The sequence below is a fragment of the Pararhizobium qamdonense genome (assembly GCF_029277445.1).
GTDB classification, from domain to species: domain Bacteria; phylum Pseudomonadota; class Alphaproteobacteria; order Rhizobiales; family Rhizobiaceae; genus Pararhizobium; species Pararhizobium qamdonense.
Genome location: NZ_CP119568.1, coordinates 189,308 through 213,411 on the forward strand (window position 1 = coordinate 189,308; position 24,104 = coordinate 213,411).

Annotated in this window: 24 protein-coding genes; 11 read left to right on the forward strand and 13 right to left on the reverse strand. The window is 61.3% G+C overall.

Features of this window, described 5'->3' with window-relative positions:
• Positions 1 to 7 precede the first annotated feature (7 nt).
• The 3 genes from PYR65_RS26240 to PYR65_RS26250 all read right to left on the reverse strand — a co-directional run bounded on the left by PYR65_RS26240 (position 8) and on the right by PYR65_RS26250 (position 2,334).
• Positions 8 to 511, reverse strand: coding sequence for a DUF1097 domain-containing protein (locus PYR65_RS26240; RefSeq protein WP_276122249.1), 504 nt, complete (start codon positions 509 to 511; stop codon positions 8 to 10).
• Between the two features lie 63 nt (positions 512 to 574).
• Entirely contained in the window at positions 575 to 1,477 is a 903-nt protein-coding gene (locus PYR65_RS26245) for an SDR family oxidoreductase (protein WP_276122250.1), read from the reverse strand.
• A 116-nt stretch (positions 1,478 to 1,593) separates the two neighbouring features.
• Entirely contained in the window at positions 1,594 to 2,334 is a 741-nt protein-coding gene (locus PYR65_RS26250; RefSeq protein WP_276122251.1) for an SDR family oxidoreductase, read from the reverse strand.
• Between the two features lie 123 nt (positions 2,335 to 2,457).
• Here PYR65_RS26250 and PYR65_RS26255 point away from each other — a divergent pair, with 123 nt between their 5' ends.
• Complete coding sequence (locus PYR65_RS26255) at positions 2,458 to 3,357, forward strand: LysR family transcriptional regulator (protein ID WP_276122252.1); 900 nt, start codon at positions 2,458 to 2,460, stop codon at positions 3,355 to 3,357.
• Positions 3,358 to 3,541: 184 nt separating this feature from the next.
• Positions 3,542 to 4,765: an adenylate/guanylate cyclase domain-containing protein gene (locus tag PYR65_RS26260; protein ID WP_276122253.1), complete on the forward strand. Its 1,224-nt coding sequence runs from the start codon at positions 3,542 to 3,544 to the stop codon at positions 4,763 to 4,765.
• Positions 4,766 to 4,801: 36 nt separating this feature from the next.
• Here the strand turns inward: PYR65_RS26260 and PYR65_RS26265 are convergent, their stop codons facing one another.
• The 8 genes from PYR65_RS26265 to PYR65_RS26300 all read right to left on the reverse strand — a co-directional run bounded on the left by PYR65_RS26265 (position 4,802) and on the right by PYR65_RS26300 (position 12,973).
• Positions 4,802 to 5,329 carry an isochorismatase family protein gene (locus PYR65_RS26265; RefSeq protein ID WP_276122359.1) on the reverse strand — a complete coding sequence of 176 codons (528 nt, stop codon included), beginning with the start codon at positions 5,327 to 5,329 and terminating at the stop codon, positions 4,802 to 4,804.
• Positions 5,330 to 5,479: 150 nt separating this feature from the next.
• Entirely contained in the window at positions 5,480 to 6,550 is a 1,071-nt protein-coding gene (locus PYR65_RS26270) for an ABC transporter ATP-binding protein (RefSeq protein ID WP_276122254.1), read from the reverse strand.
• A 4-nt stretch (positions 6,551 to 6,554) separates the two neighbouring features.
• Positions 6,555 to 7,388, reverse strand: coding sequence for a carbohydrate ABC transporter permease (locus PYR65_RS26275; RefSeq protein WP_060637178.1), 834 nt, complete (start codon positions 7,386 to 7,388; stop codon positions 6,555 to 6,557).
• Positions 7,389 to 7,392: 4 nt separating this feature from the next.
• Entirely contained in the window at positions 7,393 to 8,334 is a 942-nt protein-coding gene (locus PYR65_RS26280) for a carbohydrate ABC transporter permease (RefSeq protein ID WP_276122255.1), read from the reverse strand.
• A 223-nt stretch (positions 8,335 to 8,557) separates the two neighbouring features.
• Positions 8,558 to 9,817 carry an ABC transporter substrate-binding protein gene (locus tag PYR65_RS26285; RefSeq protein WP_060637180.1) on the reverse strand — a complete coding sequence of 420 codons (1,260 nt, stop codon included), beginning with the start codon at positions 9,815 to 9,817 and terminating at the stop codon, positions 8,558 to 8,560.
• 44 nt (positions 9,818 to 9,861) lie between these two features.
• On the reverse strand, positions 9,862 to 11,034 hold the full coding sequence (locus PYR65_RS26290) for a PLP-dependent transferase (protein ID WP_276122256.1): 1,173 nt from the start codon (positions 11,032 to 11,034) through the stop codon (positions 9,862 to 9,864).
• Positions 11,031 to 11,750, reverse strand: coding sequence for a FadR/GntR family transcriptional regulator (locus PYR65_RS26295; RefSeq protein ID WP_276122257.1), 720 nt, complete (start codon positions 11,748 to 11,750; stop codon positions 11,031 to 11,033). The genes PYR65_RS26290 and PYR65_RS26295 overlap by 4 nt, the downstream gene beginning before the upstream one ends.
• A gap of 224 nt (positions 11,751 to 11,974) precedes the next feature.
• The gene (locus tag PYR65_RS26300; RefSeq protein WP_276122258.1) at positions 11,975 to 12,973 is read right to left on the reverse strand and encodes a LysR family transcriptional regulator; all 999 of its coding nucleotides are present in this window, start codon (positions 12,971 to 12,973) and stop codon (positions 11,975 to 11,977) included.
• 108 nt (positions 12,974 to 13,081) lie between these two features.
• On the opposite strand from PYR65_RS26300, the gene PYR65_RS26305 reads away from it, so the two are divergent.
• The 5 genes from PYR65_RS26305 to PYR65_RS26325 are packed head-to-tail and all read left to right on the forward strand — an operon-like array spanning position 13,082 to position 18,587.
• Positions 13,082 to 14,719, forward strand: coding sequence for a N,N-dimethylformamidase beta subunit family domain-containing protein (locus PYR65_RS26305; RefSeq protein WP_276122259.1), 1,638 nt, complete (start codon positions 13,082 to 13,084; stop codon positions 14,717 to 14,719).
• Between the two features lie 22 nt (positions 14,720 to 14,741).
• Positions 14,742 to 16,106: an aminotransferase family protein gene (locus PYR65_RS26310; protein ID WP_276122260.1), complete on the forward strand. Its 1,365-nt coding sequence runs from the start codon at positions 14,742 to 14,744 to the stop codon at positions 16,104 to 16,106.
• A gap of 7 nt (positions 16,107 to 16,113) precedes the next feature.
• Entirely contained in the window at positions 16,114 to 17,046 is a 933-nt protein-coding gene (locus PYR65_RS26315; protein WP_276122360.1) for a BKACE family enzyme, read from the forward strand.
• Positions 17,046 to 17,558 (forward strand): GNAT family N-acetyltransferase, encoded by a 513-nt coding sequence (locus PYR65_RS26320; protein ID WP_276122261.1) that lies wholly within the window; start codon positions 17,046 to 17,048, stop codon positions 17,556 to 17,558. Before PYR65_RS26315 ends, PYR65_RS26320 begins: the two co-directional genes overlap by 1 nt.
• A gap of 9 nt (positions 17,559 to 17,567) precedes the next feature.
• The gene (locus PYR65_RS26325; protein ID WP_276122361.1) at positions 17,568 to 18,587 is read left to right on the forward strand and encodes a histone deacetylase family protein; all 1,020 of its coding nucleotides are present in this window, start codon (positions 17,568 to 17,570) and stop codon (positions 18,585 to 18,587) included.
• Between the two features lie 150 nt (positions 18,588 to 18,737).
• Here PYR65_RS26325 and PYR65_RS26330 read toward each other — a convergent pair whose 3' ends face one another.
• Positions 18,738 to 19,166: a Fur family transcriptional regulator gene (locus PYR65_RS26330; RefSeq protein ID WP_060637188.1), complete on the reverse strand. Its 429-nt coding sequence runs from the start codon at positions 19,164 to 19,166 to the stop codon at positions 18,738 to 18,740.
• A 150-nt stretch (positions 19,167 to 19,316) separates the two neighbouring features.
• Between PYR65_RS26330 and PYR65_RS26335 the strand changes: the two genes are divergently transcribed.
• The 4 genes from PYR65_RS26335 to PYR65_RS26350 are packed head-to-tail and all read left to right on the forward strand — an operon-like array spanning position 19,317 to position 22,874.
• The gene (locus tag PYR65_RS26335) at positions 19,317 to 20,222 is read left to right on the forward strand and encodes a metal ABC transporter substrate-binding protein (protein ID WP_276122262.1); all 906 of its coding nucleotides are present in this window, start codon (positions 19,317 to 19,319) and stop codon (positions 20,220 to 20,222) included.
• Positions 20,219 to 21,169, forward strand: a complete 951-nt coding sequence (locus PYR65_RS26340; protein ID WP_276122263.1) for a manganese/iron ABC transporter ATP-binding protein — start codon at positions 20,219 to 20,221, stop codon at positions 21,167 to 21,169. The genes PYR65_RS26335 and PYR65_RS26340 overlap by 4 nt, the downstream gene beginning before the upstream one ends.
• Positions 21,166 to 22,026 (forward strand): metal ABC transporter permease, encoded by an 861-nt coding sequence (locus PYR65_RS26345; RefSeq protein WP_276122264.1) that lies wholly within the window; start codon positions 21,166 to 21,168, stop codon positions 22,024 to 22,026. The genes PYR65_RS26340 and PYR65_RS26345 overlap by 4 nt, the downstream gene beginning before the upstream one ends.
• Positions 22,023 to 22,874 carry a metal ABC transporter permease gene (locus tag PYR65_RS26350; protein WP_276122265.1) on the forward strand — a complete coding sequence of 284 codons (852 nt, stop codon included), beginning with the start codon at positions 22,023 to 22,025 and terminating at the stop codon, positions 22,872 to 22,874. The genes PYR65_RS26345 and PYR65_RS26350 overlap by 4 nt, the downstream gene beginning before the upstream one ends.
• A 33-nt stretch (positions 22,875 to 22,907) precedes the next feature.
• Here the strand turns inward: PYR65_RS26350 and PYR65_RS26355 are convergent, their stop codons facing one another.
• Complete coding sequence (locus PYR65_RS26355; RefSeq protein ID WP_276122266.1) at positions 22,908 to 23,984, reverse strand: D-TA family PLP-dependent enzyme; 1,077 nt, start codon at positions 23,982 to 23,984, stop codon at positions 22,908 to 22,910.
• Positions 23,985 to 24,104 lie beyond the last annotated feature (120 nt).

Sequence of the window (24,104 nt, forward strand, 5' to 3'; positions counted from 1 at the left end):
TTCCCCGCTAATCTGTCCGGGCGATTTTCGCTTGGAGCTTATGGGCGGTCCAGCCGGCGAAGGAGCCGAGCCCGCTGACGGCGGCAAGCTCTGAAAAGGCAAGGATGCCCGGCTCGAGATGGGCGGCGAAGAAAGTGATCAAGCCAAGGAAATAGGCTGGAATGTTGTTGATGGGGGCCGCCGCCCGCAGCGAGACGACGATAACAGCCACGACAAAGACGATGGCGCCGAAGGCGAACGGCCCGATCAGCGGCAATAATGCGCCGACGGCAAGGGCGGCCCCGGTTCCGATTGCGATGCCGATGGCAAGGCACAGGTAGCTGTAGAGCGCGTCCTTGCCGGAATGGCCGCGGGTAAAGAACGCGACCCAGCCCATGAACATCGCCCAGACCGGCCAGCCGAGGCTGGCGGAGGTGGTTGCGGCGATGGCTGCGGTCAGAGCGGCTGCAAGCGTCAGGACGGTGAAGCGTAGAGATGCCGGGCCGGGGGGCGCCTTGATATCGGAGGTCATTGTCTTCTCCTTTGAGATGTTTGGTGCCAATGCCGGTTCGACACGGAACTGGCCCATTGCGGTTCAGCCGTTACCGGCAGGTGTCAGGAGATCGGCCAGGCCGATATTGCGGAACATTTCAGCCCTGACGCGGTCGGCAACGCCGTTGACGATTTCGGCACCATCCTGCGATGGATCGATATGGACGCGGAATGGGCGCGTGCCGAAGGGCCTGTTGACGATATCGACAATGGCCTCAGCAACGGAAGCCGGATCGGCATCGGCAGGCTCCAGAGCTGCGAGACCTTGCAACGCCTTTTCTGCCACGCCCTTGTAAGGGCCGCCGTTATATTCGGCAGCACGGGCTTCGTCAGCCGGCGAGCCGGAATGGGCGAAATGGTTGGTGCCTTTGGTAAAAGCGCCGGGCACGACGATCGATGTTTCGATGCCCCAGCGGGTAAGCTCCGCCGCATAGGAGACGGCGAGCGAATCCATTGCAGCCTTTGCGGCAAAGTAGGGGGCCAGATACGGTGGTGTGCCGCCGCGTGTGGAAGAGGACGAGACCCAGACGACCAGGCCCTGGCCCCGCTTGCGCATATGCGGGAGTGCCGCGCGGTTGATCCGCTGGGTGGACAGGACGTTGATGTCATAGAGTTCGGCAAACTGTTCCGGCGTGAAGGCTTCGGCGGGACCGAAGGACATATGGCCGGCATTGTGGATGACGACGTCGAGACGGCCGGCATCCGCGATGATTTCAGCGATCCCTTCCTCGACGGAGGCATCGGCGGTGACGTCAAGTTCGACGGAGCGCAGATCGACACCGTGCTCAGTGGCAAAGGCCGCCGCATCGGCAACGGCTTTGGCATTGCGGGTTCCGGTGGCGCGCATGCCGGCATAAACCGTATGGCCTGCTGTTGCGAGCGCCCGGGCAGCCATGGCACCAAAGCCGCTGGAAGCGCCGGTGATGACGATGATGTGCTTGCTCATGGTCCTGTTCCTTCCGAAAAATAGGTGGGTCTGGGCCGTTGATCTCTTGGTCTTCGACGGCGAATGGGGAGGCGCGGATCAAAGCGCGACGCTCCCGGGGGAGGCTCGGTTGACGCTCAGACCATGCCGCCATTGGCGCGCAGGACCTGGCCGTTGATCCAGGCGCCATCGGGACCGGTAAGGAAGGCGACGGCGGAGGCGATATCCTCTGGCGTGCCAAGGCGTTCCAGCGGGTTCATCTTCGCCATGCGGGCGATCAGCTCTTCGCTCTTGCCGTTGAGAAAGAGATCGGTGGCTGTTGGGCCGGGGGCCACCGCATTGACCGTGATCGAGCGGCCGCGCAGCTCCTTCGACAGGATCGCGGTCAGCGTTTCGACGGCGGCCTTGGTGGCGGCATAGACGCCGTAGTTCTCAAGCTTCAGACCGACGACGCTGGTCGAGAAATTGACGATCCGGCCGCCGTCGCGCAGGCGTCTTGCCGCTTCCCGCAGCGTGTTGAACGTGCCCTTGAGGTTGACGGCGATTTGGCGGTCGAACAGGGCGTCGCTGCTGTCGGCGAGCGATGAAAGCGTCATGATGCCGGCGTTGTTGACGAGCACATCGACACCGCCAAAGGCTGTTTGCGTGGCGTCGAACATCTGGCGGACCGCTTCCGCGTCGCTGACATCGGCCTTTGCGGTCAGTGCGCGGCCGCCGCGGTCTTCGATTTTCCGCGCCAGGACTTCAGCGGGTGCGGCATCGCCCGAATAGTTGAGGACGACGGTGAAACCATCCGCGGCGAGACGTTCGGCAATGGCTGCGCCGATGCCGCGCGAGGCGCCGGTGACGATGGCGATCCTGTTGCTGTTATCCGGCATTGTCTTTCTCCTTGGTTAACCACGCCACAGCGCGTTTTCGATGAGGAGAAGATGCCGCTTTTCATTCGGCGGATAATTAGCCATTATTCGGCATCACTATTCGAAATTGGCGAACAATCCGCGATGGACAGATTTGAAGCGATGCGGGTGTTTTCGCGCGTGGTGGAGCGGCGCAGTTTCACACTGGCAGCCGAAGACACCGGCCTGCCGCGCTCGACCGTGACCGACGCGGTCAAGCAGCTGGAAGCGCGTCTCGGCGTCCGCCTTCTCCAGCGCACCACCCGCCATGTCAGCCCGACGCTCGATGGCGAAGCCTATTATCGCCGCTGTCTGACCATTCTCTCCGATATCGAGGATGCGGAGGGCGCCTTTGCAGGGGCCAAGCCGAAGGGCCTGTTGCGCGTCGATGTGCATGGCAAGCTCGCCCGGCATTTCGTCCTACCCGGATTGCCGGCGTTCCTGCAGGAATTTCCGGACATCCAGATCTATATGAGCGAAGGCGACAGGCTGGTCGATCTCATCCGCGAGGGGATCGATTGCGTGCTGCGGGTCGGCGACCTGCAGGATAGCGACATGATCGCCCGGCGCGTCGCCCTTCTGGAAGAGGTGACCTGCGTCTCGCCGGCCTATATCGCCCGCTTTGGCCTGCCGCAGAGTATAGACGATCTGGGTGGCCACCAGATGGTCGGCTTCTGGTCGACGGCGATCGGCGGCCTGCTGCCGCTGGAGTTTACCGTGGATGGCACTGTCCGCACCGTTTCGCTGCCGTCCACGGTGTCCGTCAACGGTGCCGATACGCTGGCGGCGGCGGCACGGCTGGGGCTCGGCATCATGCAGGCGCCGCGCTACTCGCTGGAGGAGGATTTGAGGCAGGGCACGCTCGTCGCCGTCCTTCCCGACAATCCGCCGACCCGCACGCCTGTGTCGCTGCTTTACCCCCGCAGCCGTCAGCTCTCGCCGCGCGTGCGCGTCTTCATCGATTGGCTCTCGCGCGAATTTGTCACACGCCAGGACGATATGTAAAAAGACACTTGTTTAGCCTTGCCGTCCGGCTGCAGCTTCCCCACATGGGGCGGCAACGTCACGAGGCTCCCCCTCACATATCTCCCCGTATGGCCGGTAGACCGGCCCCGTTTCTGAATTCGATTCCGGATCGATCGGTTATGCGATAGACGTGTGAATGTGGGCAGGAATCAGGGAAATCGATATGAACGCCAACGATATCAGCGAGATTTCCGCCTGGTTGACGACGCAGGGCCTGAAGGGCACCGACGAAATGGACATCGTCAACGGCTTCTGCCAGCGCGTTCGCGAGGCAGGCATGCGGCTCGATCGTGGTCTGGCGCTGATCGATACGCTGCACCCGGTCTATGAAGGGCGGGCCTTCCAGTGGGACAGCCAGGAGCCGGTGAAAACGGCGTTCGAATATGGCCCCACCAATGAAGGCGTTTCAGCCGATAACTGGGAGCGATCCGCGTTCTTTCACTTACGTGAAAACAATCAGAATGAGCTCCGCCGGCGGCTTGGCTTCGGCGATCCCGCCGATTTCTACATGCTGGATGTGATGCTGGCGGCTGGGCACAAAGACTATATCGCGATGATCCATCGCTTTGCCCAGGAAAGCCATATCGGCGATATGGACTGTTTCTATTCGCACTGGACCACCACGGATGAAGAGGGATTTCGCGACGAGGACCTCGCAGCGCTGCGGCAGCTGGTTCCGGTGCTGGCGCTGGCGATCAAATCGGGATCGCTCACCCGTATTTCACGCACCATTGCCGAAGTCTATCTCGGCGAAGATGCGGCAAAGCAGGTGCTCGAAGGCCGCATTTCACGCGGCAAGGCCGAGCGGATTTCTGCCGTTTTATGGTTCTCCGACCTGCAGAACTACACGCGCATTTCCGACAACCTGCCGCCCGACGAGATCATCCCCTTTCTCAATGATTATGCCGATGCGGTAATCTCCTCCATTCACGAGGCCGGCGGAAATGTGCTGAAACTGATCGGCGACGGCACGCTGGCGATCTTCAAGGCGGAGGAACGCGAGGACGCCTGCGGCCGGGCGCTGCTGGCCGAACAGAACCTGCGCGCCAAGCTGAAAGGCCTGAACGAGCTGCGTCTGCTGGAAGGGCGGCCCGTCACCGAGGTCTATCTCGGGCTGCATATCGGCGATGTCTTCTATGGCAATATCGGCTCGAGCGACCGGCTGGATTTCACGGTGATCGGCCCGGCCGTCAACGAGGTCAGCCGCATCGCCTCCATGTGCCGCTTCGTCGATCGCAGCGTGATCATGTCGTCGCAATTCGTGGCTGCCGCACCACCGCCGCGCAATTCGGAAGTGGTATCGATCGGCCGCTATGCACTGCGCGGCGTCAAGCGTGCGCAGGAACTGTTTACCCTGATGCCGGTGGAATCTCCCGCGGTCGAATAGGCCGCGCCGGCGGCAGCGTCTTTGCGGTACTCGGCGCTATCTTTTTTCTGGGATGGAGAAACGGATATCCGCGACCGAGGCGACGACGATGATCTCGTCGCCGAGCGACCATTCTGCCGATCGTGCGGCCATGGCGGCTGGAACCAGTCCAGAACCGCCGGGGCCGGGCGGGACGTCATAGGTTGCGTGACCGTCATGCGGCAGGATGACACCATAGCCGCGCTGCATCGCGCCCCGAGCCGTCGCGGCCACGCACATCTCCGAGAGGACGCCGCAAAGCGCCAGGGTCCGAATACCAAGCCCGGTGAGGATATCGTCCAGTCCGGTTTGTTCGAAGCCATCGTCCATGGTTTTTCTGACGACGATTTCATGTGCCCGTGGCGGAAAGTGCAATTCCCAGCCCGGTTGATGCGGCGCATCCACCGTGCCGGGTGTACCGTCATTTTGCAGGAAGATGACGGGGGCTGTTGCAGCGCGCGCGGCATCGATCGCGGTTTGGACCGCTTCAACCAACGCGGCATGTCCTGGAACGGCTGCATTGCCAGTGACGAATGCTGCCTGCATATCAACGATTAGAAGTGCTTCCGCCTGCTGCAAGGCTACTCCAAATAAAGTCTTTTTGGCCGAACCTCTCTCACAAACGCTTGCTTATGTGGAAATTACTGAATTGCCGGTCAATGTCAAAACCGCAAGCCACCGCTGTACCCTATGAAATCAGACCTTCTGACCAGCCTCGTTGAAGAAATGTAGGTTTGTCACCGGTAGCCTGACATTGACCTCGCTGTGCATGCCAAGGAAACGGCGGTCGAGCGTGAAGGCCTTGAAGGCGACGGGGCCGAGTTTCAGGTGGACGATAATGCCGAAGCCGGTCGGCTCGACCAGATCGACGGTCGCTGCAAGCACATCCGGGCCCTCGGCGCCGAGAACGACATGTTCCGGCCGGATGCCGAGGGTGGCGCGGCTGCCATCTTCGAGATTGGCGGTGCCACTGAGCGGCAAGACGATGCCGCCGGTCAGGGCGAAGTTTGCGGTCTCGCCGGCCGCCATGTACCGGCCTTCGAAGAAATTCATGCCCGGCGAGCCGATGAAGCCGGCGACGAAGAGGTTGGCGGGGTTGTCATAGAGTTCGAGCGGGCTGCCGACCTGCTGGATGATGCCGCCATGCATGGCGACGATCCGGTCGGCGAGCGTCATGGCTTCGATCTGGTCGTGGGTAACGTAGATCGAGGTCGCGCCGAGGTCCTGGTGCAGCTTCTTGATCTCGGCGCGCATCTGCTCGCGCAGGCGGGCATCGAGATTGGACAGAGGTTCGTCGAACAGGAAGGCCTTCGGCTCGCGCACGATGGCGCGGCCCATGGCGACGCGCTGGCGCTGGCCGCCGGACAGAGCTTTCGGGCGCCGTTCCATCAAAGGGTCGAGCCCCAGCTTGCTGGCAGCACCGGCAACCACGGAGGCGATCTTTTCCTTGGCGGTTTTTCTGAGGCGCAGGCTGTAGCTCATGTTTTTCGCCACGCTCATATGCGGATAGAGCGCGTAGGACTGGAACACCATGGCGATGTCGCGGTCCTTCGGGGCAAGGTCGTTGACGCGCTTGCCGTCGATACGGATCTCGCCTGACGTGACCGCTTCCAGACCGGCGATCATCCGCAGCAGCGTGGACTTGCCGCAGCCAGACGGGCCGACCAGAACGACGAACTCGCCGTCCTTGATCTCAAGATCGACACCATGCAGCACCGGGTGGATGCCATAGGACTTGCGGATAGCGGCGATATCGATGGATGCCATGGGATCAGCCTTTCACGGCGCCGGCCGTCAGGCCCTGCACGAGGTAACGTTGGATCAACAGAAAGAACAGGCAGGCCGGGATGAGCGCCATGACGCCCGCCGCCATCATCTGTCCGAAATCGACCGAGAATTTGGAAACGAAGGACAAGAGCCCGACGGGGAAGGTCGCCGCATCATTGCCGGAGATCAGCATCAGCGAGAACAGGAGTTCGCTCCAGGCGGCCGTGAAGACGAAGCCGAGGGTTGCGGCGATACCCGGCAGCGTCAGCGGCAGGATGATCTGGCGGAAGGCAACGAACTGGGTGGCGCCGTCGATCATCGCGGCCTCTTCTAGATCCTTCGGGATGCCGTCGAAGAAGGACTGCATCAGGAACGTCGCGAACGGCACGTTGAAGGCGGTGTAGACGATGACGAGGCCGGTCAGGCTGTTGGTAAGGCCGAGCGGCGAGAGGATCTTGAAGATGGGTGCCACCAGCATGACCAGCGGGAACATCTGCGTAAGCAGCATCAGCGTCACGATCCAGTATTTGCCGCGGAAATTGAAGCGCGACATGGCATAGCCGGCCAGCGAAGCGAGTATCGTGACGATGATCGCGGTGGAGCCGGAAACGATCAGGCTGTTCTTGAAGAAGGTCGGGAATTCGCTGTGTTTCAGCACGAAATCGAAATGCTCGAAACTTGTCCGCGACGGCCACATCCGGATGCCTTCGGAATAGAGCAGCTTGTTGGGCGTGACCGAGACTTTGAGGAGCCAGTAGAGCGGGAACAGCGCGAAGACGACATAGGCGAGAATGGCCAGACGATGCGCGAGAACGGAGAGGATGCGTGTGCCGGTCATGATCTCAATCCTTGCTCAGGAGCCACTGCCGCAGGATCACGATCAGCATCGAATAGGTGATCAGCAGCACAAGCAGCACCAGCGCGATGGCTGAGGCATAGCCGAAATCCAGCCGCTTGAAGGCTTGCGTGAAGATATAGCTGGCGACGATCTGGCTGCGGTCGGCCGGGCCGCCATTGGTCATGACGATGATGAGATCGGCAAAATTGGAGATCCAGACGGTGCGCAGGAGAACGGTGATGGCAATCGTCGGGGCGAGGAAGGGCAAGGTGATCGAGACGAAGCGCTGCACCGGACCGGCGCCGTCGATGCTGGCCGCTTCATAGAGGTCACGCGGGATTGCCTGCAGCGCTGCCAGAAGCGTGATGGCGAAGAAGGGAATTCCCCACCAGACATTGGCAATGATCGGCCCCCACATGGAGAGGTGCGGATCGGAGAGAATATTGGACGGCTCGCTCATGAGCCCCATCGCAAACAGCCAATGCGGGATGGGGCCGACGACGGGATTGAACAGCCAGGCCCAGTTGAGGCCGGCCAGGAAACTGGGAACGGCCCAGGGCAGGAAGACCAAAGCCTGGACGATAGCGCGGCCATGGAAGGGCTTGTCGAGCAAAAGCGCAAGGATCAGGCCGAAGACGAATTGCAGGAGCACCGACCAGCCCGTCCACCACAGGGTGTTCTTCAGGGCCCGGTAGAAATTCTGGTCTTCATAAAGCGTGCGGAAATGATCGAGCCCGATAAAGCCGCCGGAAAAGGGATTGAGCAGCTGGATATCGCGGAAGGCATAGGAAATGCCGAGCACCAGCGGCACCAGCATGACGGTGACGATTAGGATCAGCGCGGGCGCGCTATAGAGATAAGGCGCGGAAGCATCGGCAAGCCGCTTTTTCAGCGGCCGCTGATCCCTGTGCGCGCCGCTATTGCGGGCTGCTGCTTGTGAGGCCATCGTCAGATATTTCCGTTTCATAGCTGTTCGCGGAGTTCGGCATTCAAGGGCGCGCGCTTGTTCGCAGGCGACACCCCCTCTGGCCTGTCGGCCATCTCCCCCACAAGGGGGGAGAAAACTCGGGGTAAACCTCTCGCCTCAAGCTTTGGGCAGTGCGGTGTCCGAGCCCCTCCCCCTTGTGGGGAGGGGTTGGGGAGGGGCACGCCTCAGCACAGTCCTTGGCTTACTTTTTCGCAAGGAACTTTTGTTGCGCCTTGGTCATGTAGTCAGCCCATTGCTTGGCCATCTCTTCCGGCGTGATATCGCCAAGCATGGCTTCCTGGCTGGTCTTGATCGCCATGGAATCCTTGAAGAAAGCGAATTCTTCGAGGTAAGTCGGCATCACCGTCGGAACCGCGTCCTTGTCGGCCAATTCCTCGAACCAGCCCTTGAACTGATCGGTCGCAAAGAAGGGGTCTTTCTCTGCTGATTTGAGCGCGGGCAGGGCGCCGATCTTCTTGTTCCACTCGATATTGCCTTCCGGGCCTTCGAGCGTGGCGATCAGCTTCCAGGACAGGTCCTTGTTGGCGCTGGCCGACATCATCGACCAGCCGGCAAAACCGATGGTCGGGAAGGTCTTGCCGGAGGGTCCCTTCGGCATGGTCGTGATGCCGTAATCGGCGGCGTCCATGCGTTCGGCAATGGCGATCAGCGCGTCCGGATCCTGGTCGAGCATCGCGCAGGTGCCGGTGTAGAAGCCGGCGACGATTTCGTTGAAGCCCCAGTTGACGCTATCCTTCGGCGCATAGCCGTTCTTGTAGAGGTCGGTCATCCAGGTAAAGCCCTTGACCCAGCCTTCCTCCGAGAACTTGGATGTGCCATCGGCATTGAAATAGGTGTTGTCACCCGCCATGGTGGCGCCCATCATCATCCAGCCATTGAGGCCGCCCGGACCGCCGCGCATGCAATAGGCATATTTGCCCGGCAGCTTCTTGATCTTCTCGGCGGCGGCGACAAAGTCGTCCATCGTCTTTGGCGGGCCATCGACACCGGCTTCGGCGAAGATCTTCTTGTTGTAGAACATCGCCCGCAGATAGAAGCCGTAGGGCAGCATGTACGCCGTATCCTTGACGTCGCGGCCGAGTTCCAGCGCGCGATCCGTCAGTTCCGGCGTCTGGTCCCAGGTCTTGAGATAAGGCTCCAGGCTTTCGAGCATGCCGTTATTGGCATAGAGCGACAGCCAGGTATCCGGCATTTCCATCACATCCGGGATTTCACCGGCCGACACCATCGTGGCGAATTTCTGGAAGGCTTCGCCCCAGGGCAGCGAGATGATCTCGACCGTGGTGCCGGGATTGGCGGCTTCGAACTTGGCGACGATCGACTTCAGCGTCTCGGTGCGTTCCGGGCTGGTGATGACTTCAACCAGTTTCAGCTTGGTGTCAGCGAGCGCTGTGCCAGCCATCAGCGTGGCGACCAAGGTCGCGGCAATCAGTTTCCTCATTTTCGTTTCCCTTTTATTGTTCAAGTGGTTTGCTTGCTGTCGTGTCAGCCTATCGAGGCGGCTGTGATTGCCGCTTCGATATCGCTCCAGAGGGCCTCCGTTCCCTCCAGGCCGACATGGAGCCTTACCGACCGCGGGCTGATGCCGAAGGCGACCGCGGAATTGGGTTGTGCTTTTTGCGACAGGACGACTTCGCCCGGTACGATCAGGCTTTCGTGGCCGCCCCAGCTGACACCGAGCTTGAACAGCTCAAGGTGATCGGAGAAGGTGCGGACATTGACGCCGTCCTTGAAGATGAACGAGAACAGGCCGGACGTGCCCTTAAGGCCGGGGGCCAGCTGATTGGCAAGACCCGGATAGCAGACCGTCTCAACCGCATCGTGCGCCTGCAAGCGCTTGGCGATTTCGACGGCCGATTGCTCATGCGCCTTCATGCGGATCGGCAGCGTGCGCATGCCGCGGATCAAAAGCCAGGCATCGAACGGCGACAGCTTGCCGCCGAGATAGGGATAGGCTTCCGAGCGAATGCGGCCAATCAACTCCTTGGAGCCCGCAACGACACCGGCGACGACATCGCTATGGCCGCCAAGATATTTCGAGGCCGAATGGATGACGAGATCGACACCGAGCGCGATCGGCTGCTGGAAGACCGGGCTTGCCCAGCTGTTGTCGATGGCACTGATGATGCCATGGCGCTTGGCGAGCGCTGCAAGGGCTGCGACGTCATGCGTTTGCATGACCCAGCTCGTCGGGCTTTCGAGATAGAGAAACTTTGCGCCGGGCAGCGCCTTGGCGACCTCTTCCTCGTCGCGGCCATCGACATAGGTCACCTCGATGCCCATGCGCTTGAAGAAGGTGCCAAACAGGCGGTAGGCATCGGGATAGAGATGCTTGACGGCAACGATGCGGTCTCCGGGCTCAACGAAGGACAGCACCGTCGATGAGATGGCCGACATGCCGCTGGCAAAGCCGATGGCGTCTTCGGCGCCTTCGAGCTTCGCGAGCATGTCCTCGAAAATCCGCACCGTGGGATTGAGACCGCGCGTGTAGATCGGCCGGACCTTTTCGCCGCGATAGGAGGCGACCATGTCGTCATAATCGGTGAAGGTGAACAGAGACGTCTGCACGATCGGTGGCACGACGGCGTCATAGGCATTGCTCACGTCATGGGCGACGATGAGGGAGGCTTCTTCGAACGGATCGAACCCGTTGCTCATTTGGACATTTCCTTGATGTCTTCCTCGACGATCGCGAGGATTTTCAGTGTTTCGCTGCGGGCGGCTTCAGGGTCCTGGGCCGCGATCGCATTGAAGAGGGTGCGGTGGAACGGAAAGGAGCGGCGGGCAAAGTCCGGCCGGTCGAAAGGCTTTTCCCAAAAACGCTCGAAAGCGCCGCGCATCTGTTCGAGCAGCTGCTTGAACAGTGGATTGTGGGTGGCGTCGTAAATGGCAAGATGGAAGGCAAGGTCTTCCGGGCCGGATGTGCCCTTGGAGAGATGCACCCGTTCCATCTCGTTGAGCTTCTCCTCGATCATCCGGACGTCCTGCGCTGTGCGGACGCGGGCGGCAACCATGCCGGCTTCCGCCTCGATGCCCCGGCGCACCTGCAGGGTCATCAACAGCACGTCGCGCAGATGCGTGGTGTCCAGCGACAGCGGCATGTGGATCGTGGTGCCGGAGATCGGCTTCAACAGGTAGGTGCCGCTGCCCTTGCGGGCCTCGACGACGCCGAGTGCCTGGAAATGGCGGATGACTTCGCGGATGGTCGAGCGTCCGACGGCAAGCGCACTCATCAGCTCGCGCTCGGCCGGAAGGCGGTCGCCCGGAACAAGGTTGGAGCGCTGGATGTAATCGGCAAGCGCCGCCGTCACCTGCTGCGCCCGGTCGGCCGGGGGCAGGGGGACAAGCGCTGCTCTTGCATCCGAATGCTTCATCGTCCGCTTTCCAGCTGAAACCAAGAATTGGTCTGACATCTGAGCAATAGTGCAAATCATGACGCTGCCGTCAAGCGCGTTTATCCGGCGCTGGCGAAAGCTGCGTAGAGTAGGGGACACGGTTGGACGGGTGATCCGCTCTGCGGGCACACAGGAAGAAGGGATCACCATACAGGTGATGCCGTCCTCCTGCGAGCAACGGCGAAATCCAGCTTGTCATTCATTCAGGGAATGTCAGCGGGTGTCGCGGCCGCTGAATCCGCAAGCCCCGCAGGATAGGTGCGGCCGCTCAGCGGTACCGCGTCGATCGCCGCAACCAGTCTGTCCACCAGCAGATTTTCGGCGCGGCTGCCGCGCGCAAACCGCCGGGTGACCAGGTAGACATCGGCGGCGGGCGGGTTTTCGTAGGGCGGCAATTGCCAGAGCTGCCGCGCTTCGATATCGGCCGCGACCACATGGATGGGCAAGGGCCCAAAGCCGAACCCGACTTTGATCAGCCGCTTGACCTCTTCGAGATTGGTGAAAAGACCAAGCACCTGGCCGCTGAAATTTTCCCGCTGCCGCAGCCGGGCGACCGGTGCGAGGGCGCCGCCGAGGTGATCGGTCTTGAAGGACACGTAATCGAGCGTAGCCAGATCGGCGGTCTGCGTCCCGCGCTTGCCGAACAGCGGATGACCGGGGGCGCAGAAAAAGCCGAAATGCTCGCGATAGAGCACGGTATAATCCAGTTCCGGGTGCTTTTCATGGGCAAGACAGATGCCGAGGCAGGCTTCGCCGGACAGGACGTTCTCGATCACCGTTTGGCTTGCAGAGACCGTGGTGGAGAAACTGACACGCGGAAACGTCCTGTGGAAGTCGGCCAGGAACCGGTCGAGGAACGGGCATTCGATATGGCTGGCAAACGCCATCTCCACATGGCCGGTCACCAGGTCCGGATCGTCCTTCACGAGATCCGGCAGGCCGTTGACGATGTTGAACATGGTCTGGCATTCGGCATAGAGCCGCGCGCCGGCCGGTGTGGTCCGGAAATGGTTGGACGAACGGTCGATCAGGCGGCAGGCCATATGCTCTTCGAGGCGGCGAAGCGCATTGCTGATAGTCGGCTGCTTCAGCGACAGCCGGTTGCCCGCAGCCGTCAGGCTCTTTTCCTCGACGATCACCGTGAAGGTGCGCAGGAGGTTCCAGTCGATCTCCCAGACGAAACGGCGTCTTGGGCTGGGCATGGGTCACCTCATTCATTTGGTGAATGCTGGTCCTTCACCTAATGTATTTGTCGGGTGGAGTCCATTGTGGTTTGATCATCGCGGACCGACGACCCTGCGAGGCATGACGTGACCGATCAAGACCCAGTTTTCCCCGATTTCGGATTGACCCCAGAGGAGCGGCACCAGGCCGTTCGCGGTCACTATTACGAATATCCGGGCATGGACGGCGCCCGTGGTGAAATCTGGTGCTACACGCGGTCCTATGCCTACACGCCCGGCGCAATGGTGGACCTGCATATCAGCTCGACTGCGTCCTCCTGCCGTTTGGAGATCGTGCGCGACGGTGCCGTCGAGATCAGCGTTTATGGCACCGACAATATCGAAACGGTCTGGCAGGAAACGCCGGACCAGGTCTCCGTCACCGGCTGCGGCTGGGAGCCCACTTTCACGTTCCAGGTCCATGACAGCTGGCCTTCCGGCGCCTATCGCATCACGCTGACGGCTGAAGGGCGCGACGGCAAGCCGATCCAATGTCACCACATGATTATCGTCCTGCCGAAACCCGGTCCGAAACCCGGCCGCATCCTGCAGGTTGCCGCCACCGGCACCTGGACGGCCTATAACACCTGGGGCGGATCGAACCATTATCAGGGCATTACCGGCCCCAACCGCGACAAATATGCGACCACCGTCAGCATCGAGCGGCCGCTCTGCCGCGGCTTTGTCGTGCTGCCGCCGGATGCGCCGCGCGTGCCGCTGGAGGTCAGCCTGCCGCCGGGCACCATCCCGCGGTATCCGCATATGGAATGGGCTTTCGCCAACGGCTATTCGAAGAAATACACCTCGTCCGGCTGGGCAAGCTATGACAGCCAGTTCTTCCGCTGGGCGGAGCGCGAGGGCTATGGCGTCGATCTCGCCAGCCAGCACGAACTGCACAACAATCCCGGCATTCTCAATGATTACGACTGCGTCGTCTTCGTCGGCCATGACGAATACTGGACCTGGGAAATGCGCGATGCCGTCGATGCCTATGTCGATCAGGGCGGACATGTCGCGCGCTTTGCCGGCAATTTCATGTGGCAGACGCGGCTGGAAGACGAGGGCCAGCGGCAGGTCTGCTACAAATATGTCGCGCGCACGGAAGACCCGATCTACCAAAGCGGCGATGTCACCCGCGCCACAAACTCCTGGGAAGCGCCGGAGATCGGCCGCCCCGGCGCACTGACTTTCGGGCTCAATGCCACCAATGGTGTCTATTCCGGCTGGGGCGGCTGCGCGCCGCGCGGCGTGCGCGGTTTCCCGATCTACCGGCCGCGTCACTGGGCCTTTGCCGGAACCGGCCTGTTCTACGGCGACCTGCTCGGCGCCGACAGCCATATCTATGGCTACGAAGTCGATGGTCTTGCCTATGAGATTCGCTACGGCCTGCCTTATCCGGCAGCTGACAGCGGCGCGCCGGAGGGTCTGGAAATCCTGGCTCTGGGCATGGCGAGCCAGGTCGAGGAAAGCGATATCCTGACGCGCGAAGATCTGTTTTTCGGCGACGAGGACGGGCGGTTCATTGCCGAGACGCTTTATGGCGAGGCGAGCGACGAGAACATGGAAAAGGTTCGCTACAGCAACGGCATGATCGTCAACTTCAAGCGCGGCAAGGGCGAGGTTTTCCACGCCGGGACCTGCGAATGGGTGGCAGGCCTGCTGCGCCGGGACGCCATGGTCGAGCGCGTCACCGCCAATGTGCTGAACCGCTATCTCAACCGATAATTTCACCAAAGAGCAGAGCATCATGACCATCCAAGCCAATGAGCGGCCCGCATCCCATCTCTTCTACGTGACCCGCCTGCGCCGGCCGCTGGTCGATCGCGCCGAGGGCATTTATTTCTGGACTGAGGACGGCCGCCGCTTCATCGACGGCTCGAGCGGGCCGATGGTCAGCAATATCGGCCACGGCAACCGCCACGTCATCGATGCCATGAAGCGGCAGATGGAAAAGACGAGCTTTGCCTACCGCCTGCATTTCGAAAACGAGCCGGCCGAAGAGCTGGCCCGGCGGCTCGCTGGAAAGATGCCTGGCGATCTCGACCGGATCTTTTTCGTCTCCGGCGGTTCGGAAGCGGTGGAATCGGCAATCAAGCTGGCGCGGCAATGGGCAGTGGCAACCAGCCAGCCGAAGCGCTGGAAAGTGATCTGCCGGTTTCCGTCCTACCATGGCGGCACGATGGGGGCGCTCGGCGTGACCGGTGACCTGGCGCTGACTGAAACCTTTGCGCCGCAGATCCAGCCGATGCCGGCCATTCCGGCGCCGACAGCCTACCGCGACCGCGACAACCTGACGATGGAACAGCGCGGCCTGCGTTACGCCGACATGCTGGAGGAGAAAATCCTTGCCGAAGGGCCTGACAGCGTCGTCGCCTTCATCATGGAACCGATCGGCGGGGCGGCAACGGCAGCGCTTGTCGCACCCGATAGCTATTTCGCGCGCATCCGCGAAATCTGCGACAAATACGGTATCCTGCTGATCCATGACGAGGTGATGAGCGGCGCGGCGCGCACCGGCCGCTATCTCGGCGGCGACCACTGGAACTGCAAGCCTGACATCATCACTCTCTCGAAGGGCATCGGCTCCGGCTACGCCGCGCTTGGCGCCATGGTGGCCTCGTCGAAGCTGGTCAAGCCGGTGCTCGACATGGGCGGCTTCCAGCATGGCTATACCTATGCCGGCAATCCGCTGGCCTGCGCTGCCGGTCTGGCTGTGCTTGAAGAAATGGAACGGCTTGGCGTCGAAGCCAATGCGGCCGCGATGGGGGATCTGCTGAAATCCGAACTGGAGGGGCTTTCCAGGCGCTTCCCCTTTATAGCCGGCGTGCGCGGCAAGGGGCTGTTGATCGGCGCCGATCTCGTCGCCGATCCTGTGACCTTTAAATCCTTTCCCAAATCACAGGCGACCAACCAGCGGCTGCTCGATATCGCCTATGAAAAAGGCCTCATCCTCTATTCGCGCCGTATTCGCGGCGATGGCTACGAGGCCGACAATCTCATTTTGGCCCCGCCGCTGATCATCACGGCTCAGGAAATCGGCGATATGGTCTCGATCCTTGGCGATAGTTTCGAACAGCTGGCGCGTGAACTCGACCTGCCAGTGAACGGCTGAGAACGCGATCATGAAAAACAAGGTCATCATCACCTGCGCCGTCACCGGCTCCGTCCACACACCGTCGATGAGCCCCTATCTGCCGGTCACGCCGGACGAGATCGCCGGACAGGCGATCGCAGCGGCCGAAGCCGGCGCGTCGATCCTGCATCTGCATGCCCGCAATCCCACGGACGGCCGCCCAACCGCCGATCCCGCCGTATTCATGCAATTCCTGCCGCGCATCAAGCAGGCAACGGATGCCGTCATCAACATTTCCACTGGCGGCAGCTCGCTGATGACGCTGGACGAGCGCCTGGCCGCCTCGCTTCAGGCACAGCCGGAAATGTGCTCGCTCAACATGGGCTCGATGAATTTCGGTATCTTCCCGCTCGCCAAGCCCGGCATGGAATGGCAGCACGACTGGGAGCCGCAGCTGCTGGAGGCGACGCGCGGCACGATCTTCAAGAACACCTTTGCCGATATCGAAGATATTCTCAAACGGCTGGGCGAGGGGTGCGGCACGCGTTTCGAATTCGAATGCTACGATGTCGGCCATCTCTATTCGCTGAAGCATTTCTACGATCGCGGGCTGGTGAAAGGTCCGCTGTTCATCCAGTTCGTGCTAGGAATTCTCGGCGGCATCGGCGCCGATCCCGACAATCTCAGCCATATGAAGCGCATTGCCGACAAGCTGTTCGGCGCGGACTATCGCTTCTCGGTTCTGGCCGCCGGCCGCCAGCAGATGCCGCTGATCACCATGGGAGCGGCGATGGGTGGCAATGTGCGGGTCGGGCTCGAAGACAGCCTCTATCTCGGGCGCGGTGAGCTGGCCAAATCCAATGCGGACCAGGTGAGCCGCATCCGCACCATTCTTGAAGCTCTTTCGCTGGACGTCGCGACCCCCGGCGAGGCGCGCGCGATGCTGGCGCTCAAGGGCGGCGATCGGGTGGGCTTCTGATGGGAGAGAATTTACACCCGCCCGTGAAAATCCGCGTCGCGGCCGCCGAGGACGTGCATCTCATCCATGCCGGCCTGCTCATCATCGCCCGGCATCTCGATGCCGAAGGAAAGGTTACGGCGACGCCGGAAGACCTGCGCAAGCATGGTTTTGGGCGCAAGCCTGCCTTCACCGTTCTGCTGGCGGAATCCGGTGGCGAATTTGCCGGCATGTGTCTGTTTTTCCCAAGCTTTTCCACATGGCGCGGCTGCACCGGCGCCTATATCCAGGACATTGCCGTTGAAGAACGCTTTCGCGGCACAGGGGTCGGCGTGGCGCTCCTGCGCCACACGGCAGCGCATGTCCGCGCCGAGGGGGGCCGCTATCTGCGCCTGTCCGTCGAAGCGAAGAATGTCTCGGCGCAGCATTTTTATGAGCGGATGGGGCTTGCCTGGTCCGGCGAGGAGCGCATTCATGCGGCCTATGGCGAGGCTTTCGAAGCGCTGGCCGGACAGCATGAGAGCGGGGTTTAAGCAATGAGCATGAAGACATTTTACGCTGAAGAGCAGGCGAAACACGATCCGAAAATGTTTCTCTCCAGCGGCGCCCCCCAGCCCAATCCGGAACAGCCGGAGCGGATCGCACGGCTTCTCGCAGGCGCAAAGGCGGCGGGATCCGAGATCGTCAGACCGCGTAATCATGGCCTAAAACCAATCGCCGCTGTGCATACGCCGGAATATCTGGAATTCCTGCAAAACATCTTTCTGCGCTGGCAGCGCATCGAGGGTGCCTCGCAAGAGGTGATCCCGAATATCCATCCGCTGGCAAGAACCGGCCGCTATCCAGCCTCCGCCGTCGGCCAGGCCGGTTATCACATGGCCGATACGGCTTGCCCGATCTCGGCCGATACCTGGGGCAGCGCCTGCTGGAGCGCCTGGAGCGCCGTCGAGGCGGCGCAAGCGGTTCTGGCCGGCGAACGCCATACCTATGCGCTCTGCCGCCCGCCGGGCCACCACGCCTTTGCCGATGTCGCCGGCGGGTTCTGCTTCCTCAACAATTCCGCGATTGCTGCGCAGCATCTGCTGACGTCGTCGAAACGCGTCGCTATCCTCGATGTCGACCTGCATCACGGCAACGGAACGCAGGGGATTTTCTATGGCCGCAGCGACGTGCTGACGGTATCGTTGCATGCCGATCCCGTGCGCTTCTATCCGTTCTTCTGGGGCAATGCCGATGAACGCGGCGAAGGCCTGGGGCTGGGCTACAACTACAATCTGCCACTGCCACGCAAGACCGCCGACGCCGGTTTCCTCGAAGCACTCGACGCCGCCAACCGCCGCATCGAAGCCTATGCACCGGACGCGCTGGTGGTTGCGCTTGGCCTCGACGCCTTCGAAGGCGATCCCTTCGGCGGACTATCCGTTTCCACCCCCGGCTTTGCCCGCATCGCCGAAGCCATCAGCAACCTCAGCCTCCCAACCGTCATCGTCCAGGAAGGCGGCTATCTCTGCGACGCGCTCGGCGATAACCTGACGTCGTTTTTGACCGGCTTCGGGCATTGATGGGTGGATTGGCGGCGGCATGGGTGAGAGTTCCATAACTTACCTTATCCATTCCGGAGCTGTAGCCGGGTGGATTCCATTTCCAAGTGCGACATCCCGATCGTGCCGGCCGCTTAGTTCTGGTTTCCGGCGCGGCTTGCCTCAGGCCCGTCAGGTCTTGCGCTTGCGGCAGTAGAGTTCCAAGCGGTGGCGGACCAGGTCGTAGCCGAGTTCTGCGGCGATCTCGGCTTGTAGCTGCTCGATCTTGTCGGAACGGAATTCGATGACCGCGCCGGTGTCGATGTCGATCAGATGATCGTGGTGCGGCGCATCCGCGGTTTCAAATCGGGCGGTGGCGCTTTCAAAGGCGTGGCGATGCACGACGCCCTGCTGCTGCAGCGCAGACAGCGTTCTGTAGACAGTTGAAAGCGAAACAGTAGCGTCGATTTCCTTTGCCCGGCGGTGCAATTCGCTGGCATCCGGGTGGTCCTCGGCATTGGCGAGTATCTTCAGGATCGCTGCGCGCTGACGCGTCACGCGTACGCCGCCGTCCCTCAGCACGCCCTCCAATTCCACAACGCGATTCTGGTTCTGTTTCATGGCCGTACACTAAAGCGCTTCATCGTTAAACGGAAGCCATTTAGCCCAAGCATGACGCGTTTGAAAATAGCCAGTTGCGAATGCTTCTCATTTGCATTGACTTGTGCAGATCATTCCCGTTATCCTGCCCGCGTCATCAAGGAGCATGGAATGATCGATCAGACGAGACGGATTATACTGGCTGGAGCAACGGCACTGGCAGTCTTGGCGCTTGCTGCGGGCACCGCAGCGGCGCAGGAGAAATTCAAGGTGGTCACCACATTCACCGTGATTGCCGATATGGCCAGCAACGTTGCCGGTGACGCCGCAACCGTCCTATCGATCACCAAGCCAGGTGCGGAAATCCATAATTACCAGCCGACCCCGCGCGACATCCTGAAGGCGCACGACGCCAAGCTGATCCTTTGGAACGGCCTCAATCTCGAACTCTGGTTTGAAAAATTCTTCCAGAATTTCGGTGATGTCCCAGGTGTTGTCGTCTCAAAGGGTGTGGAGCCGATGGGCATTGCCGAAGGCCCCTATAGCGGCAAGCCTAACCCGCATGCCTGGATGTCGCCCGCATCGGCGCTGATCTATGTGGATAATATCCGCGATGCTTTCGTCAAATACGACCCCACCAATGCCGCGATCTACCAGGCCAATGCCGAGGCCTACAAACAGAAGATCGGAGCGGCAATCGCGCCCATTCGCGCCGAAATCGGCAAGATCCCTGAAGACAAGCGCTGGCTGGTGTCGAGCGAAGGCGCTTTCAGCTATCTCGCCCGCGACTTTGGTCTGAAGGAGCTTTATCTCTGGCCGATCAACGCCGATCAGCAGGGCACGCCGCAACAGGTGCGCAAGGTGATCGACGCGGTCCGCGCCAACACAATCCCTGTCGTTTTCTCCGAAAGCACGATTTCCCCTGGTCCGGCGCAGCAGGTGGCGCGCGAGACCGGCGCACACTATGGCGGCGTGCTTTATGTGGATTCCTTGAGCGAGACGGACGGTCCGGTTCCGACCTACATCGACCTCCTGCGCGTCACGTCCGAAACCATCGCCAAGGGTCTTTCGCAATGACCCGTCAGGTTGAAACCGGACCCGGCCAAGAGAAAAAATCCGGGCAGCCAGGCAGCGGCATTCGCGTCTCAGGCGCAACGGTGACCTATCGCAACGGCCATCGCGCCTTGCTCGATGCGTCCTTCGAAATCCCGACCGGCACCATCACGGCGCTGGTGGGCGTCAACGGCAGCGGCAAATCGACCCTGTTCAAGGCGATCATGGGGTTTGCGCGGCTGGCGCGCGGCGACATCTCGGTGCTTGGGCTTTCGGTGCCGCAGGCGCTGAAAAACAACCTTGTCGCCTATGTGCCGCAGGCGGAAGAAGTGGATTGGAATTTTCCGGTTCTCGTCGAAGACGTGGTGATGATGGGCCGCTACGGTCACATGAACATGCTGCGCATCGCGCGCAAGGCCGATCACGATGCGGTCGAAGCCGCCCTCGCCCGCGTCGGCATGAGCGATTTCCGCAAGCGCCAGATCGGCGAATTGTCTGGCGGGCAGAAGAAGCGTGTCTTCCTGGCGCGCGCGCTGGCGCAGGATGGCCGCGTCATCCTGCTCGACGAACCCTTCACCGGCGTCGATGTCAAGACCGAGGACGCGATCATCCGCCTGCTGATGGGCTTGCGTGACGAAGGCCGGGTGATGCTGGTCTCGACCCACAATCTCGGCAGCGTGCCGGAGTTTTGCGATCGCGCGGTGCTACTCAAGAACACGGTGCTGGCCTACGGGCCGACGGAAACCACATTCACCCGGGAAAACCTCGAGCGCGCATTCGGCGGCGTGCTGCGCCATTTCGTCCTCGGCGGCAACAGCCTGCACGACGACGCCGATCCACGGCAACTGTCGGTTATCAGCGACGATGAGCGGCCACTGGTCATGTACGGCGCCAAGGGTCAGATGGTGCCGCAGCCCGCAAAGCCGCAGACTGCAACGCCGAAAACCGGAGCGGAGGTCAACAGACGATGATCGCCACGCTGATGGAGCCGTTTACCTACGGCTATATGCTGAACGCCATGTGGGTGAGCGCACTGGTTGGCGCCGTCTGCGCGTTCCTGTCGTCCTATCTCATGCTGAAGGGCTGGTCGCTGATTGGCGATGCGCTCTCGCACGCGATCGTTCCGGGCGTTGCCGGCGCCTATATGCTCGGCCTGCCCTTTTCGCTCGGCGCCTTCTTCTCCGGTGGGCTTGCCGCTGGCGCGATGCTGTTCCTCAACCAGCGTACCCGGCTAAAGGAAGACACCATTATCGGTCTGATCTTCACGTCTTTCTTCGGTCTTGGCCTGTTCATGATCTCTCTGTCGCCAACGTCTGTAAATATCCAGACGATCGTGCTCGGCAACATTCTGGCCATTACACCGGCCGACACCCTGCAGCTTGCCCTGATCGGGGTGATCTCGCTGATCATCCTGACGGCAAAATGGAAGGACCTGATGGTGACCTTCTTCGACGAGAGCCACGCGCGTTCGATCGGTATCCGCACCACATTGCTGAAGGTGATGTTCTTCACCCTGTTGTCTGCCTGCACGGTGGCAGCATTGCAGACGGTCGGGGCGTTTCTCGTCATTGCGATGGTGGTCACGCCCGGTGCCACCGCCTATCTGCTGACCGACCGCTTTCCCCGGCTGATCATCATCAGCTTGGCGATCGGTGCGTTGACGAGCTTCTTCGGCGCCTATGTCAGCTATTTCCTGGATGGCGCCACCGGCGGCATTATCATCCTTTTCCAAACGCTGCTCTTTTTCGCTGCCTTCGTTTTTGCCCCGAAACATGGGCTGCTTGCCGCCCGCAGACGCACAGCTCAGGCTCTGGAGGTGACCGCATGATGTCACTCGACATGCTCATGGCCGTCTTCGAATTCCCGTTCATGCGCAATGCGCTGCTGATCTCGGTGCTGGTGGCGGTACCGACGGCGCTGCTTTCCTGCTTTCTCGTCCTGAAAGGCTGGTCGCTGATGGGCGACGCGATTTCGCATGCGGTCTTTCCAGGTGTCGTCATTTCCTACATTGCCGGTCTGCCGTTTGCCGTTGGCGCCTTTGCCGCCGGCATGTCATGTGCGCTTCTGACCGGGTATCTCAAGGAAAACAGCCGTATCAAGCAGGATACGGTGATGGGCGTGGTATTCTCAGGCATGTTCGGCTTCGGTTTGGTGCTCTACACCAAGATCCAGAGCGATGTGCATCTCGACCATATCCTCTTTGGCGACATGCTCGGCATTGGCTGGCCTGATATCCTCCAAACCGGACTGATCGCGCTGGTGACCACCGCTATCCTTGCGGTGAAGTGGCGGGATTTCCTTTTGCATGCTTTCGATCCGGCCCAGGCAAAGGCCGTCGGTCTGCCCGTCAACTGGCTGCACTACGGATTGCTCGTCCTTCTTTCGCTGACGATCGTCGGAGCCCTGAAGGCCGTCGGGCTGATCCTCGCCATCGCCATGCTGATCGCACCGGGCGCCATTGCCTTCCTGATCACCCGGACGATGGGAGTGATGCTGATTGCCGCTGTCCTCGTCGCAACCGTGGCATCGTTCTTCGGGGTCTATCTCTCGTTCTTCATCGACAGTGCGCCAGCCCCGACCATCGTGCTTCTCATGACAATTATCTTCATAGCCGCCTTTATCTGGTCGTCATGGAGGTCCGCCAGCGCAGAGGCGCAGCAAACCATCAGCGAGTGATCTTGCGTCATCTTGAGCTTGCGACGCTGGATTTCAAACGATCCTGCCGCGGGCGGCGACGGGCCAGATGGCTGAAATCTCGCCGTTTTCGATGATGTTGACCGCATCGACCAGGTTGGTGACGACGCAAGCGTGATTGGGGACGATGCGCAGCCGGTCGCCGACTTTCAGGTTGATCGGCCCGTCGCTGACCAGGCGGCCGTGCTCTTCCGAAAGCTGATCGATGGCGATGTCGTCGCGGTTAAGCACATGGCCATAGCCCGAGAGACCGAGCAGGTCGGAGGTCAGCGCCTTTGAGCCGGCGTCGATGATGGCGCGGTTGGCTGCGGGGACGGACACCACGGTTGCCAGCACCGTAAGGGCGCAGTCGTCCCATGTGCAGACGCCGCGCGTCACCAGAGAGCGGTCGTTATAGACATAGGTTCCCGGCCGGTATTCGGTCGTCACCGGTGCCTTGGCCGCGTCCATCATCGAGGGTGTGCCGCCCGATGTAATGACCGCCACCGTAATGCCGGCTGCCTCGATGAACGCCTTGGCGCGGGTCATGAAGGATTCGACGGCGGCCGCATCATTGGCCGGCGGATAGGTCATCAGCCCGCCGAAGACCAGGCCTTCGGCCTTGGCGATCCGTTGCGCAAGCGTGGCTGCGGCTTCGGGCGTCGGCACGCCGCAGCGGTCAGCCCCGGTATTGCATTCGACCAGTACCCGCAGCGGCTGAGCTTCCTGCGCAAAGGCGGCGGAGAGGCCGTCGATGACCGTCTCGTTGTCGGCAACGACACTCAGCGTCACCTTGCGTGCAAGCGCTGCGAGATGCGCGAGCTTTTCGGCGCCGAGAATATTGTAGGTGATGAGAACGTCGCGGATTTCAGCGCTGGCGGCGACCATGGCCTCGGCTTCAGACACCTTTTGGCAGGTCACGCCGATGGCCCCTGCCCTAAGTTGCATCTCGGCCACCGCCGGCAGCTTATGCGTCTTGATATGCGGGCGGACCTTCAAGCCATGGGCGTCGGCATAGGCCTGGAAATGATCGATATTGCGCTGGGCGATGTCGAGATCGACCAGGACGGCTGGCGTGCTCACGGTCTGAAACGTCGATGGGGCCTTGCTCATGGTGTCTCCGGATGTCCTGCTATGATCTTGACGGAAGCGCTAGCGTTTCCCGCCCGAATTCCTATCCGGCAAAGTTCTGCCCGTCCATGCGCGTCGCGTAAATTGCGGCGATTGCCATGG

Bases quoted from the DNA above. Each gene is read 5' to 3' on its own strand.
- PYR65_RS26265 (WP_276122359.1), bottom strand. From the start codon at position 5,329: ATGCAGGCAGCATTCGTCACTGGCAATGCAGCCGTTCCAGGACATGCC.
- PYR65_RS26355 (WP_276122266.1), bottom strand. From the start codon at position 23,984: ATGAGCAAGGCCCCATCGACGTTTCAGACCGTGAGCACGCCAGCCGTC.
- PYR65_RS26255 (WP_276122252.1), top strand. From the start codon at position 2,458: ATGGACAGATTTGAAGCGATGCGGGTGTTTTCGCGCGTGGTGGAGCGG.
- PYR65_RS26345 (WP_276122264.1), top strand. From the start codon at position 21,166: ATGATCGCCACGCTGATGGAGCCGTTTACCTACGGCTATATGCTGAAC.
- PYR65_RS26260 (WP_276122253.1), top strand. From the start codon at position 3,542: ATGAACGCCAACGATATCAGCGAGATTTCCGCCTGGTTGACGACGCAG.
- PYR65_RS26240 (WP_276122249.1), bottom strand. From the start codon at position 511: ATGACCTCCGATATCAAGGCGCCCCCCGGCCCGGCATCTCTACGCTTC.
- PYR65_RS26320 (WP_276122261.1), top strand. From the start codon at position 17,046: ATGGGAGAGAATTTACACCCGCCCGTGAAAATCCGCGTCGCGGCCGCC.
- PYR65_RS26285 (WP_060637180.1), bottom strand. From the start codon at position 9,817: ATGAGGAAACTGATTGCCGCGACCTTGGTCGCCACGCTGATGGCTGGC.
- PYR65_RS26350 (WP_276122265.1), top strand. From the start codon at position 22,023: ATGATGTCACTCGACATGCTCATGGCCGTCTTCGAATTCCCGTTCATG.
- PYR65_RS26300 (WP_276122258.1), bottom strand. From the start codon at position 12,973: ATGCCCAGCCCAAGACGCCGTTTCGTCTGGGAGATCGACTGGAACCTC.
- PYR65_RS26290 (WP_276122256.1), bottom strand. From the start codon at position 11,034: ATGAGCAACGGGTTCGATCCGTTCGAAGAAGCCTCCCTCATCGTCGCC.
- PYR65_RS26295 (WP_276122257.1), bottom strand. From the start codon at position 11,750: ATGAAGCATTCGGATGCAAGAGCAGCGCTTGTCCCCCTGCCCCCGGCC.
- PYR65_RS26245 (WP_276122250.1), bottom strand. From the start codon at position 1,477: ATGAGCAAGCACATCATCGTCATCACCGGCGCTTCCAGCGGCTTTGGT.
- PYR65_RS26340 (WP_276122263.1), top strand. From the start codon at position 20,219: ATGACCCGTCAGGTTGAAACCGGACCCGGCCAAGAGAAAAAATCCGGG.
- PYR65_RS26310 (WP_276122260.1), top strand. From the start codon at position 14,742: ATGACCATCCAAGCCAATGAGCGGCCCGCATCCCATCTCTTCTACGTG.
- PYR65_RS26270 (WP_276122254.1), bottom strand. From the start codon at position 6,550: ATGGCATCCATCGATATCGCCGCTATCCGCAAGTCCTATGGCATCCAC.
- PYR65_RS26325 (WP_276122361.1), top strand. From the start codon at position 17,568: ATGAAGACATTTTACGCTGAAGAGCAGGCGAAACACGATCCGAAAATG.
- PYR65_RS26280 (WP_276122255.1), bottom strand. From the start codon at position 8,334: ATGGCCTCACAAGCAGCAGCCCGCAATAGCGGCGCGCACAGGGATCAG.
- PYR65_RS26330 (WP_060637188.1), bottom strand. From the start codon at position 19,166: ATGAAACAGAACCAGAATCGCGTTGTGGAATTGGAGGGCGTGCTGAGG.
- PYR65_RS26275 (WP_060637178.1), bottom strand. From the start codon at position 7,388: ATGACCGGCACACGCATCCTCTCCGTTCTCGCGCATCGTCTGGCCATT.
- PYR65_RS26250 (WP_276122251.1), bottom strand. From the start codon at position 2,334: ATGCCGGATAACAGCAACAGGATCGCCATCGTCACCGGCGCCTCGCGC.
- PYR65_RS26335 (WP_276122262.1), top strand. From the start codon at position 19,317: ATGATCGATCAGACGAGACGGATTATACTGGCTGGAGCAACGGCACTG.